The 12590-nt window shown below is 68.2% G+C and carries 9 protein-coding genes; 2 read left to right on the top strand and 7 right to left on the bottom strand.

The features are described 5' to 3' along the window. The first annotated feature begins 113 nt into the window (after positions 1-113). Complete coding sequence (locus VL15_RS10195) at positions 114-959, top strand: AraC family transcriptional regulator (RefSeq protein WP_048245360.1); 846 nt, start codon at positions 114-116, stop codon at positions 957-959. 12 nt (positions 960-971) lie between these two features. Here the strand turns inward: VL15_RS10195 and VL15_RS10190 are convergent, their stop codons facing one another. The 7 genes from VL15_RS10190 to VL15_RS10160 all read right to left on the bottom strand — a co-directional run bounded on the left by VL15_RS10190 (position 972) and on the right by VL15_RS10160 (position 10757). Beyond that, the gene (locus VL15_RS10190; protein WP_048245359.1) at positions 972-1559 is read right to left on the bottom strand and encodes a LysE family translocator; all 588 of its coding nucleotides are present in this window, start codon (positions 1557-1559) and stop codon (positions 972-974) included. Between the two features lie 99 nt (positions 1560-1658). Further along, positions 1659-3116 carry a heavy metal sensor histidine kinase gene (locus tag VL15_RS10185; protein ID WP_048245358.1) on the bottom strand — a complete coding sequence of 486 codons (1458 nt, stop codon included), beginning with the start codon at positions 3114-3116 and terminating at the stop codon, positions 1659-1661. Further along, a complete protein-coding gene (locus VL15_RS10180; RefSeq protein ID WP_048245357.1) occupies positions 3113-3808 on the bottom strand; it encodes a heavy metal response regulator transcription factor in 696 nt (231 codons plus the stop codon). Before VL15_RS10180 ends, VL15_RS10185 begins: the two co-directional genes overlap by 4 nt. Positions 3809-3830: 22 nt before the next feature. Beyond that, the gene (locus VL15_RS10175) at positions 3831-5345 is read right to left on the bottom strand and encodes an efflux transporter outer membrane subunit (protein ID WP_048245356.1); all 1515 of its coding nucleotides are present in this window, start codon (positions 5343-5345) and stop codon (positions 3831-3833) included. Then, positions 5342-6571, bottom strand: coding sequence for an efflux RND transporter periplasmic adaptor subunit (locus VL15_RS10170; RefSeq protein ID WP_048245355.1), 1230 nt, complete (start codon positions 6569-6571; stop codon positions 5342-5344). Before VL15_RS10170 ends, VL15_RS10175 begins: the two co-directional genes overlap by 4 nt. Positions 6572-6607: 36 nt before the next feature. Continuing rightward, positions 6608-9775: an efflux RND transporter permease subunit gene (locus VL15_RS10165; RefSeq protein WP_048245354.1), complete on the bottom strand. Its 3168-nt coding sequence runs from the start codon at positions 9773-9775 to the stop codon at positions 6608-6610. A 226-nt stretch (positions 9776-10001) separates the two neighbouring features. Further along, a complete protein-coding gene (locus VL15_RS10160; protein WP_048245353.1) occupies positions 10002-10757 on the bottom strand; it encodes a Crp/Fnr family transcriptional regulator in 756 nt (251 codons plus the stop codon). Between the two features lie 168 nt (positions 10758-10925). Here VL15_RS10160 and VL15_RS10155 point away from each other — a divergent pair, with 168 nt between their 5' ends. Further along, entirely contained in the window at positions 10926-12578 is a 1653-nt protein-coding gene (locus tag VL15_RS10155) for an acyl-CoA synthetase (protein ID WP_048245352.1), read from the top strand. Positions 12579-12590: the final 12 nt, after the last annotated feature.

Genomic DNA, 12590 nt, shown 5'->3' with positions numbered 1-12590 from the left:
CAAAGCTTAGGTCAAACCGCGCGATCCGGTATCGAAGCTGCAAAGTGCCGGTTGCATCGGCCCGCACAGTCTTGTACGGTGAGCGTTCGCCGTCCGAACCGGGAGCCCGCCGCGTGAGCCGTACCGCCAACCGATCCGCCGTACCTTCGCCGTTTTGGCGCGATGCCGCGCTGCCGTTCATCGAGGCACGCACCGTCGACGACGGGCGTTCGATCTGCTACGCGAAGCACACGCACGACACGTTTTCGGTGGGCGCGATCGTCGGTGGCACGAGCACCTACGTGAACGGCGCGACGAACGAACACGTCGGGCGCGGCGTGCTCGTGATCATCGATCCGGAACAGGTGCACGCGTGCAATCCGTACGGCCCCGATGCGTGGGCGTACCGGATGGTCTACGTCGACGTGCCATGGCTCGCGCGGCTGCAGCATTCGCTGGGCCGCGATCCGAATGGCGATTTCCACGGGTTTTCGCCGAAGTTGACGGAACGGCGCGACCTGTTCACGCAATTTGGCGGTTTCTATCGCACGCTCGTGTCGCCCGCGATCGATCCGCTCGGCAAGGAGAGCGCGGCGGTCGAATTCTTCACCGCGCTGCACGGCGCGCTCGATCGCGAGCTGCCCGACCCGCGACCCGGGGACGACAACGCAAAGCTCGCACGCGCGGCCGACTATATCGCCGCGCATTGCCGCGAGGGCGTCACGCTCGATGCGATCTGCGCGGCGGCCGACCTGTCGCCGTCGTATCTGATCCGCGCATTCAACGCGCGCTACGGCATGACGCCGCATGCATTCCTGATCGATCGCCGCGTGCAGTACGGCCGCACCGAGCTGCGCCGCGGCCGGCCGATCGCCGACGTCGCGCTCGACGCGGGTTTTGCGGACCAGGCGCATTTCCAGCGCGCGTTCCGGCGGATCGCGGCCGCGACGCCCGGGCAGTACCGCAGCGCGATGAGTTGAACGGGCGCGCGGCTACACGTCGAGCAGAAACAGCGCGCTGCCCGCGAGCAGCAGCGCCATCAGCCGGTTGAACAAACGCATGCGCCGCGCATTCGCGAGCCGGTGCCGCAACGACGCGCCCGCATACGCCCAGCACGCGATCGACGCGAAACAGATCACCAGATACAGCCCGGCGAATAACCAGACCTGCGTGCGGTCGCCATCGGCCGCATACGCACCCATCGCGGCCACGCACGCGAGCCACGCCTTCGGGTTCAGCCACTGCATCGCCGCGCCGGCCGCCGCCGTCGGGCCGGCCACGTCCGGGTCGGCCGACAGCCGGCCGTCATCGAGCGCGAGCCGCAGCGCCATGTAGAGCAGGAACGCGATCCCCGACCACTGCGTGGCGGTCGTCAGCACGGGCCAGCGCGCGAGCGCCGCGTGCAGGCCGAGGCCGATCAGCAGGAACAGCGCGACGAAACCGAGCGTCGCGCCGGCCGCATAGCGCAGGCTCGCGCCGAGCCCGTGGCGCGCGCCGGCGCTGAGCGCGACGATGTTGACGGGACCGGGGGTGATCGACGAGGCGAGCGCGAACGCGGCCATCGAAACCAGCATGCTCATCGGATATCTCCATGCGAAATGTCGAAAGTCGCATCGAGATTACGGAAGCCGCACCGGCCCGTATTGAAGAAAACTGCCCTCGGCGGCGCGCGGCCGCCGTCAGTGCAAGGCGCGCGGCGTGTGCGCCGGTTGCGCGTCGTGCGGATCGGCGGGGCCGTTTGCATCGGCCGGGCGCAGCGGGACGCCCGCGCAAGGTTGCGTCGATACCGAGAAGCCGAACGTATTGACGCCGCCCGAGCAGGCGACGAACACGCCGCCGCCATGCATCTCGGCCACAGCCTTGACGATCGACAGCCCGAGCCCGTGGTTCTCCTTGCTGTTCGCGCGCGCTTCCTCGAGCCGGTAGAAGCGTTCGAACACGTGCAAGCGCTGGCCAGGGTCGATCGGTTCGCCGGGGTTCGCGACGGCCATTTCGACGAGCGCGTCGCGGCGCGTGATCGTCACGCTCAGCGTCGCGCCGGGCGCCGAATGCTGGATCGCGTTGATCAGCAGGTTCGTCATCGCGCGGCGGAACAGCGACGGATCGACGGCCGCGCGCGCATCGCCGTGCAATTCGGCGCGCAACTGCGCTTCGTCGAGCGGGATTTCGAGGAAGTCGAGCATGCGCCGCACCTCGCCGGCGAGCGACACGTCCTTCAGGTCGGTCGCGCGTTCGCCACGGTCGCTGCGCGACAGGAACAGCATGTCGTTGATGATCACGCGCAGCCGCTCGAATTCCTCGAGGTTCGACTGCAGCGTCTGGCGCATCCGGTCGACCGAGCGGTCGCGGCTCGTCAGCGCGACCTGGGTCTGGCCGATCAGGATGCTGACCGGCGTGCGCAGCTCGTGCGCGACGTCCGCGTTGAATGCCTCGAGCCGCGCGTAGGTTTGCTGGATGCGGTCGAGCGCGCCGTTGAACGACGCGGCGAGGTCGCGCAGCTCGGCCGGCAGCGCGTCGGTCTGTAGCCGCTGGCGGCGGTTCGTGGCGCTCACGGTTGCCGCATCCTGTGACAGCCGGTCGAGCGGCGCGAGCCCGAAGCGCGCGACCGCGCGGCTCAGCAGCAGCGTGATGACGGTGGCCGTCGCGATCAGCGCGGCGAGGGTCCAGCCGAAGCGGCGCAGCATCCGCTGCGTGCGCTCGCACGAACTGGCGACGACCAACTGCAACGTCGGCCGCTCGCCGCTGCCGGCTACGGTGACGGTTTTCGTCATCACGTCGTAGCTGCTGTCGTTCAGCGCGTAGCGCTGGAACGCGCCGTTCGGCGGCTCGATGGGCACGCCGTTCACGGGATTGCCGAAGCGGAAGGCGGGATCGGGACTGACGATCTGGTAGTGCGTCGAGCCGTCGGGCGGTTCGAAATCGCTGAGCTTCTCCTGCAGCAGGCGCCCGCGCGCGGCCGTGGTGGCATGCGACACGATCAGTTCGGCAACCTTCGAACGCGTGTCGAGCGTCGCGCGCAGTTCGGCGAACAACTGGCGCTCCATCATCACGAACAGCCCGCAGCCGACCAGCGTGAACACGAGCAGCGACACGATGCCGAACATCGCGGAGAGCCGCAGGACGATCGAGCGTTTCATGCCTGCCTCTCGGCGTCGCCTTCCTCGCGCGCCTCGAGTACATAGCCCATGCCGCGGATCGTGTGCAGCAGCTTCTCCGCGAACGGGCCGTCGAGTTTCGCGCGCAGGCGCTTGATCGCCGTCTCGACGACGTTCGCGTTGCTGTCGAAGTTCACGTCCCACACGAGTTCGGCGATCGTCGTCTTCGACAATACCTCGCCGCTGCGCCGCGCGAGCACGCCGAGCAGCTGGAATTCCTGCGCGGTCAGGTCGAGCCGCGTGCCGTCGCGGGTCGCGCGCCGGCCGATCAGGTCGACGCGCAGGTCGCCGATCGAGATCAGCGTCGATTCCTGCACGCGGGCACGGCGCGTCAGCGCGCGCAGCCGTTCGATCAGTTCGAGGAACGAGAAGGGCTTGGTCAGATAATCGTCGGCGCCGCCGCGCAGCCCGCGCACGCGATCGTCGACGCGGTCGCGGGCGGTCAGCATGATGACGGGCGTCTGCTTCTGCGCGCGCAACGCGCGCAGCACGCCGAAGCCGTCGAGCTTCGGCAGCATCACGTCGAGCACGACCACGTCGTAGTCGAATTCGACGGCTTTCCACGCGCCGTCCTCGCCGTCTAGCGCGGTGTCGACGACCCAGCCTTCCTCGGTCAGGCCGCTCTTCAGGTATTCGACGACTTTCGGTTCGTCTTCGACGATCAGCACTTTCATATTGTGTGTCCGCGTAACCGGGTTAAGGGCCGACGCCCGCGGTGCGCTGCGGGCCCGCCGCCGCGACGTCGGACGGCGCGGGGCCGTGCGTCGCATCGCCGTCCCAGCCGCCGCCGAGCGCCTTCGCGAGAAAGACGACGAGCGCCGCACGCTGGCCCTGGATCTGCACGGCCTGGCGCTCGCTCGTCAGCAGTTGCTGCTGGGCCGTCAGCACGTCGATGAACGGCGTCAGGCCGCCCGCATAGCGATCCTGCGCGAGCGACACGAGCTTGCGCGCATCGTCGACGGCGGCCGAGGCCTGCTGCGCGGCTTCGGCCAGCACCGACAGGCCCGTCACCGCATTCTGCACCTCCTGGAACGCGGTGAGCACGGTCTGCCGGTAGCTGGCCTGCGCGGCCGTATAACCGGCCTGCGCGAAATCGACGCCGGCCTTCAGCTTGCCGCCTTCGAACAGCGGCTGGCTGACCGACGCGCCGACCGACCACAGCAGCGCCGGCACGGTGAACAGGCCCGCGAAGCGCGTCGCATCCCAGCCGAGGTCCGGCGACAGCATGATGCGCGGGAAATACGCGGCGCGCGCGACGCCGATCTGCGCGTTCGCGGCGGCCATCGCGCGCTCGGCCGACGCGACGTCGGGGCGCCGCTGCAGCAGGTCGCTCGGCATGCCGGTCGGCAGCGCGGGCGCGTTGATCGGCACCACGCGCGGCGGCAGCGAGAATGCGGGGGCCGGCGTGCCGACCAGCGTCGCGATCGCGGTTTCGACCTGCGCACGCTGCTGGAGCAGCAACTGCGCCTGCGTGCGCGTCGCGTCGAGCTGCGCGCGCTGCTGCAGCAGGTCGAGACCCGACACCGCGCCGAGTTCATGGCGCGCGTCCACGTAGTCGAGCGCCTTCTGCTGCAGGTCGATCGAACGCTTGACGACGTCGATCTCGGTGTCGAACTCGCGCAGCGCGAAATAGCTCGACGCGAGATCGGCGGTCAGCACGAGGCGCGCGTTCACGAAATCGTCGTGGGCCTGCTCGGTGCTCGCCTGCGCGGATTCGACGCTGCGCCGCACGCGGCCGAACAGGTCGAGCTCGTAGCTGACGCTCGCGCCGACCTGAATGTCGTTCTGCACGGTCGACGCGTTCACTGTCGCGTAGTTGGTCCGCGGCCGGTCGGCGGAGATCTTGAAGCGCTGGCCGCTCGCGTTCAGGCCGACCGCCGGATATTGCGCGGACGCGACCGACGCGAGCGTCGCCTTCGCCTGGTCGTAGCGCGCGGCGACGGCCTTGAGGTTCTGGTTGTTGCGCAGCGCGTCGGTTTCGAGCGCATCGAGCTGCGGATCGCCGAACGCGGTCCACCACGCCGGATCGAGCGGCGCGCGGGCCGGCGCGGCCGGATGCCAGTACGCGTCGGCCGGGTCGAGCCGCCACGCGGCCGGCGTATCGACGGCCGGGCGCCGGTAGTCGGGGCCGACCGTGCAGGCGGCGAGGGCGGTGGCCGCCACGACGGCGGCGAGCGCCGCGGGCCGCACGCGAACGCGTGTCGCGATCACGACTTCGCTCCCGCGGCGCCGGATGCGGGTTTCGCCGCCGGCGCCGACACGATGACCTGGTCGCCATTGGCGAGCGCGTCGCCCGGGTTCGCGACGAGCCGGTCGTTCGGCGTGAGCGGCCCGTCGACTTCGAGCGTCTGGCCGATCGTGCGCACGATCGTCACTTGTTTCAGGCGGACCTGACCGTTCGCGTCGACGGTCGCGACCGTCGGGCCTTCGGAACGGAACAGCAACGTATTGGCCGGAACCTGCAGGCGGCCGATCGGCGTCATCGGCAGCGTCGCCTGCACGTATGCGCCAGGCAGCAGCCGTCCGTCCGGGTTCGGCAGCGTGATCTCGATCTGCAGCGAGCGCGTCGCGACGTCGATCGCCTCGGACGTGCGCGTGATCGTGCCGTCGAAGGTCTGGCCCGGCAGCTCGGTCTGCGCGACGCTCACGTGCTGGCCGACCTTCACCTGCTGCGCGTAGGCCTGCGGCACCTGCACGTAGAGGCGCAGCCGGTCGGCCTGCACGACCGTAAACAGCGAGCGGCCCGCGTTGCCGGAACTGACGAGGTCGCCGACGTCGACGTTGCGCTGCGTGACGATCCCGTCGATCGGCGCGACGATCCGCTGGAAGCCTTTCAGCTCCGTGAGCCGGCGCATGTTCGCATCGGCCGCGGCGAGGTTCGCGGTGCCCTGGTTGAACGCGCCTTGCCGGTCGTCGAGCTCCTGCTGCGAGACGGCATCGCGCTGGCGCAGCTGCTGCGCGCGGTCGAACGACGTCTTCGCGAGTGCGAGCGTCGCCTGCGCCTGCTGGCGCTGCGCGGTGGCCTGCGCGAGTTCCTGGTTCAGTTCGGGCGTGTCGAGTTCGGCGAGCACTTGCCCCTGCTTCACGTGCGCGCCGATATCGGCCTGCCAGCGCAGTACGTAGCCGCTGGCGCGCGCGTAGATCGGCGCCTCGACGAAGCCGCGCAGCGTGCCGGGCAGCGTCAGCTTGCCGCCGGTCGCGGCGTCGACCGGATGCACGACGTTCACGTACTGGCGCGTGTTCTGCTCCGCGACCGCGTCGAGCCGGTTGCGGTTCAGCACGTTGACGACGATCGTGCGCGCGGCGCCGGCGGCCAGCAGCACGCCGATCACGATCAGGACGATCCGTCCGCGCCGCGACACCGACGTGCGCGTCGGCAGGTGCATGCCGTGTTCGTCCACCTGGATGCCGACGGAGCTGTGATGTTTCTCTTCCATGAATTCAACCAATTCAACCGGGTCTATAGGCGAAAGTCAGTGTCCGGCCTGGCGCGCGCGCCGTCGGGCCAGCCGCGAATGCACACCGCCGAACACGAGCGGCACGAACAACAACGTCGAAATGGTCGCAAACAGCAGCCCGCCGATCACCGCGCGGCCGAGCGGCGCGTTCTGCTCGGCGCCTTCGCCGAGACCGAGCGCCATCGGCACCATCCCGATGATCATCGCGAGCGCCGTCATCAGCACCGGCCGGATCCGCGTCGCGCCGGCCTCCAGCGCGGCCGTGAGCGGCGGCGCGCCGGCCGCGAGGCGCTGGCGCGCGAACGACACGACCAGAATGCTGTTCGCGGTCGCGACGCCCACCGTCATGATCGCGCCCGTCAGCGCGGGCACGCTCAGGTGCGTGCCGGTGATGAACAGCATCCACGCGATGCCGGCGAGCGCGGCCGGCATCGCGCTGATGATGATCAGTGGGTCGAGCCACGACTGGAAATTGACGACGATCAGCAGGTACACGAGCACGATCGCCATCGCGACACCCGCGCCGAGGCCGATATACGACGTGCGCATCGTCTCGATCTGCCCGCGCATCGTCAGGTCGGTGCCGCGCGGCAGCGTCGCGCGCGCGTCGGACACGATGCGGTCGATCTCGCCCGCGACCGAACCGAGGTCGCGGCCCTCGACGCTCACGTACAGGTCGATCGCCGGGCGGATGTTGTAGTGCGTGATCACCGCCGGGTTCGCACCGCTGCGCATCTGCACCAGGTTGCCGAGCAGTTGCAGCGGCGCGCCCGTGCGGCCGCTCGCCGAGATCGGCGTGCCGAGCAGGTCGTCGACCGACGAGATGTTGTATTGCGGGGTCTGGATCTGCAGCGGGTACTGGACGCCGGTGCGCGGGTTGATCCAGAACGACGGGGTCGTCTGCGAACTGCCGGACAGCGAGATCAGCATGTTCTGCGCGACGTTCTGCGCGGAGAGATTGAGCTGCTGCATGCGCGTGCGGTCCATGTCGGCCAGCAGGGTCGGCTCGTCGTTGCGTTGCTGCACGTGCACGTCGACGGCGCCGGGGATTTGCCTGACCTTTTTCATCAGGCTGCTTGCGATTGTCATGTTACTCGCGAGATCGTTGCCGAGCACCTGCACGTCGATGGCCGCTGGCTGACCGAAGTTCAGGATCTGCGTGATGATGTCCGACGGCTGGAAGAAGAACTCGACGCCCGGGAAGCGTTCGGGCAGCAGCGTGCGCAACGTCTGCACGTAGTGCTGGGTCGCGCGGTGGCCCGGCTTCAGTGCGATCAGCAGTTCGCCGTCGAGCGTGCCGATCGTGCCGGCGTTGCTGTACGACAGGTTGATGCCGCTCACCGGCAGGCCGAGGTTGTCGACGATCGCACCGAGCTCGTCGGGCGGCACGGCTTCGCGGATCACGCGTTCGACCTGGTCGGCGAGGCGCGCGGTTTCCTCGATCCGGTAGCCGGTCGGCGCGCGCATGTGCAGCCGGATGTTGCCGGAATCGGCGTTCGGGAAGAAGTCGCGGCCGAGTACGAATACGAGGCCCGTCGACAGCACGCAGAAGCCGAGGAAGCACATCGCGTAGAAGCGGCGGCGCACGAGCAGCATGCTGAGCAGCACGATGTACCACGCGCGCAGCCGCTCGAACGCGTTGTTGAACGCGTGATGAATGCGCGCGAAACGCGACGTCGCATGGTCGGGGCCGGTGCTGGCCTGCTGCGGGCGGAACAGCAACATCGCGAGCGTCGGCACCAGCGTGCGCGACAGCACGTACGACGCGAGCATCGCGAACACGACCGCTTCGGCGAGCGGCACGAACAGGAAGCGCGCGACACCCGTCAGGAAGAACATCGGCACGAACACGATGCAGATGCACAGCGTCGACACGAACGCGGGCACCGCGATCTCGCCGGCGCCTTCGAGGATCGCCTCGTGCAGGTTCGTACCGAGATGCAGGTGCCGCTCGATGTTCTCGATCGTGACGGTTGCGTCGTCGACCAGGATCCCGACCGCGAGCGCGAGCCCGCCGAGCGTCATGATGTTGATGGTCTCGCCGAGCGCGGATAGTGCGATCAGCGACGTGAAGATCGACAGCGGGATCGAGATCGCGATGATCAGCGTGCTGCGCCAGTTGCCGAGGAACAGCAGGATCATCATCGCGGTCAGCACGGCGGCGATCAGCGCCTCGTGGATCACGCCTTGCACGGCCGCGTTGACGAACACCGACTGGTCGAACAGCGGTGTGATCGTGAGCCCTTCGGGCAGCGTCGGGATCACTTTCGGCAGCAGCGCCTTCAGGTCCGACACGACCTTGAGCGTCGACGCGTCGCCGGTCTTCAGGATCGAGATGAGCACGCCGCGCTGGCCGTTCTGCCGCACGACGTTGGTCTGCGGCGCGAAGCCGTCGCGCACCGCGGCGACCTCGCGCAGGTAGGTCGTCGCGCCGTTGACGGTCTGGATGGGCAGGTTGTTGATGTCGGCGACCGTGTCGGCCGACGCGTTCGTGTCGATCCGGTATTCGGTCTGGCCCATCTTCGCGGTGCCGGTCGGCAGCACGAGGTTCTGCGCGTTGACCGCGTTGACGATGTCGGCCGGCGTGAGGCCCTTCGCGAGCAGCGCCTGCGGATCGAGGTCGACCGCGACCACGCGCGTGCGGCCGCCGTACGGGAACGGTATCTGCGCGCCTGGAACCGTGATCAGTTGCGGGCGCAGGAAGTTGAGCGCGATGTCGGCGAGCGACTGTTCGCTGAGCGTCGTGCTCGACAGCCCGAGCTGGATCACCGGGATGCTCGACGCGGAATAGGTGATCACGAGCGGCGGCGTCGCGCCTTGCGGCATCTGCCGCACGATCGCCTGCGCGGACGACACCGTCTGCGCGATCGCCGTCTGCACGTTCGCGCCCGGCTGCAGGAACACCTTCACGACCGCGATGCCGGGCAGCGACGTCGATTCGACATGCTGGATGTTGTTGACGGTCGTCGTCAGGATCCGTTCATGGACGGCCGTGATCCGGTTCGTCATCTCCGTCGCGGAGAAGCCGCTGTAATTCCAGATCACGCTGATCACGGGAATGTTGATCGCGGGCAGCACGTCGACGGGCGTGCGCATCAGCGCAAGCGGGGTGGCCAGCACGATCATGATGGCCATTACGATGAACGTGTAGGGGCGCCTGAGCGCGAGATTGACGATCCACATGGAGGCAGCGGGACAGGCGGTGATCAGGCGTCGGTGAAGGGAACCCGAATGATAGGCGTTGGGGCCGAACGGGTTACTGACATGAAACTGGCGGAATTGTCAGGTTGCCGCGCGGCGGCCGATCGCCGATTCCGCAGAGGAAATGCATGCGGACGAGACGGCGAATAAACGGCTGCGGGACCGGACGGGCCAGCCGCGTCGGCGACGGTTTCGTTCATCGCGCCGCTCAAATCTGTTCCATCCCGACCCGCGCGAGCGCACCCAGATCGACGACTTCGATCTGGTTGTACGCGAGCCGCAGCACGCCGCGCTTTTCGAGCTGCTGCAGCGCCTGGTTGATCCGCTGCCGCGACACGCCGACGAGCATCCCCAGTTCCTCCTGCGAGATCGACAACGACGGGCCGGTGTCCGGATACAGGTCGGGGTTGAAGAGCTGCGCGAGCGCCTGTGCGACGCGCGCATCGACGTCGAGCAGCCGGCTGTTCTGGATCGATGCGATGAACTCGCCCATCCGGTTGTTCAACTGGTGGATCACGAAGCGCGTGAACGGCAGGCTCGTGTCGAGCAGCGCATGGAACGTGTCGACCGGCACGAACAGCACGGTCGAGCGCTGGATCGCGACGACCTCGTACTTGCGCAGCTCGCGCTTGATCACGCTGCCTTCGCCGAACCAGCCGCCCGACGGCACGCCGGAGAACGTGCAGCCGCGCCCCGACACGTTGAAGATCGCGAGCTTCAGCAGCCCGCGATGCACGCCGATCCAGTATTCGGACGGCGCGAGCCGGTGCGCGATCACGTCGCCGGCCTCGCACTGCTCGACGCGCGACTGCGCGAGCACGAGCGCCTGGTGTTCCGGTGCGAGCGTGCGGAACCACGCGCACTGGCCGAACAGCGTCGACAGCGCCGGCATCGGGCCGGGTTCGGGAAGCGCGTCGGCCGGGTGGGCAGCCGCGTCGGGCGGCGCAACGAGAGGGTCGTGCATGGGTGCGGGTTTGCGAGGATAGGGATTACGCGCGGCGCTCGAAGGGCACTCTGTCGTTTCGATGACAGACGGCCCACAATAACGACCGTTAGGCTGTCGGCAATTGAACCACATCAAAACGATTCGGGGTGCATGCACGCCGGTCGACAGAACACGGGAGACAGGATCATGACGCAGATGTTCGAGGCCGGGCTCGGCCGCCGCGACGCCAATTACGTGCCGCTCACGCCGATCGACTTTCTGGTCCGGACGGCCGAAGTCTATGGCGAGCGCCTCGCGATCGTGCACGGCGACGTGCGGCGCACGTGGGGCGAGACCTACACGCGCGCGAAGCAGCTGGCGAGTGCGCTCACGCAGGCCGGTGTCGGGCGCGGCGACACCGTTGCGGCGATGCTGCCGAACATCCCGGCGATGGTCGAGGCGCACTTCGGCGTGCCGATGGCCGGCGCCGTGCTGAACACGATCAACACGCGGCTCGACGTGCCGTCGGTGCTGTTCATGCTGCGTCATGGCGAGGCGAAGGTGCTGATCGTCGACACCGAATACGCGGAGCTCGCGCATCGTGCGGCGCTCGAGGTGCCGGGCCTGAAGATCGTCAGCGTCGCCGACGCGATGCCGGCCGATCCCGCCCGCTTCGCGGGTGCGATCGACTATGAAGCGTTCGTCGCCGGCGGCGACGCCGACTACGCATGGACGCTGCCGGCCGACGAGTGGGACGCGATCGCGCTGAACTACACGTCCGGCACGACCGGCGATCCGAAGGGCGTCGTCTACCACCATCGCGGTGCGTATCTGGCGGCGATCAGCAACCTGCTCGAATGGGACATGCCGAAGCACGCGGTGTATCTGTGGACACTGCCGATGTTCCACTGCAACGGCTGGTGCTTCCCGTGGGCGGTCGCGGCGCGTGCCGGCGTGAACGTGTGCCTGCGCAAGTTCGATGCGAAGACGGTGTTCGACCTGATTCGCCGCGAGCGCATCACGCACTATTGCGGCGCGCCGATCGTGCAGAGCGCGATCGCGAACGCGCCGGCCGAATTCCGCGAAGGCATCGACCACACGGTGCACGCGATGGTCGCGGGCGCGGCGCCCGCGCCGGCCGTGATCGCGAAGATGAAGGAGATCGGCTTCGACCTGCTGCACGTGTACGGGCTGACCGAGGTCTATGGTCCCGCGACCGTGTGCGCGCAGCAGTCGCACTGGGAAACACTGCCCGATGAAGAGCGCGCGCGGCTCAATGCGCGCCAGGGCGTGCGCTACCACCTCGAAGCGGGCGCGACGGTACTCGATCCCGACACGATGGCGCCGGTGCCGGCCGACGGCGAGACGCTCGGCGAGATCATGTTCCGCGGCAACATCTGCATGAAGGGTTACCTGAAGAACCCGAAGGCGACCGACGAGGCGTTCCACGGCGGCTGGTTCCATACGGGCGATCTCGGCGTGCTGACGCCGGACGGCTACATCCGCATCAAGGACCGCCGCAAGGACATCATCATCTCGGGCGGCGAGAACATCTCGAGCATCGAGGTCGAGGACGCGTTGTACCGGCATCCGGCCGTCGCGGTCGCGGCTGTCGTCGCGATGCCCGATCCGAAATGGGGTGAGGTGCCGTGCGCGTTCGTCGAGCTGCGCGAAGGCGCGAGCGCAACCGAGGAGGAGATCGTCGCGCACTGCCGGCAACTGCTCGCGGGCTTCAAGGTGCCGAAGGCCGTGCGCTTCGGCGAGCTGCCGAAGACATCGACCGGCAAGATCCAGAAATTCCAGCTGCGCAATGCGGTCGGATCGGACAAGGCGATCGACCTGGCGGGCGGCAAGAAATAAAAGACGCGTGGC

Source organism: Burkholderia cepacia (assembly GCF_001039005.1).
In the GTDB taxonomy this organism is placed as follows: Bacteria; Pseudomonadota; Gammaproteobacteria; order Burkholderiales; family Burkholderiaceae; genus Burkholderia; species Burkholderia theae.
This window is presented reverse-complemented; position numbering and strand designations above follow the sequence as displayed.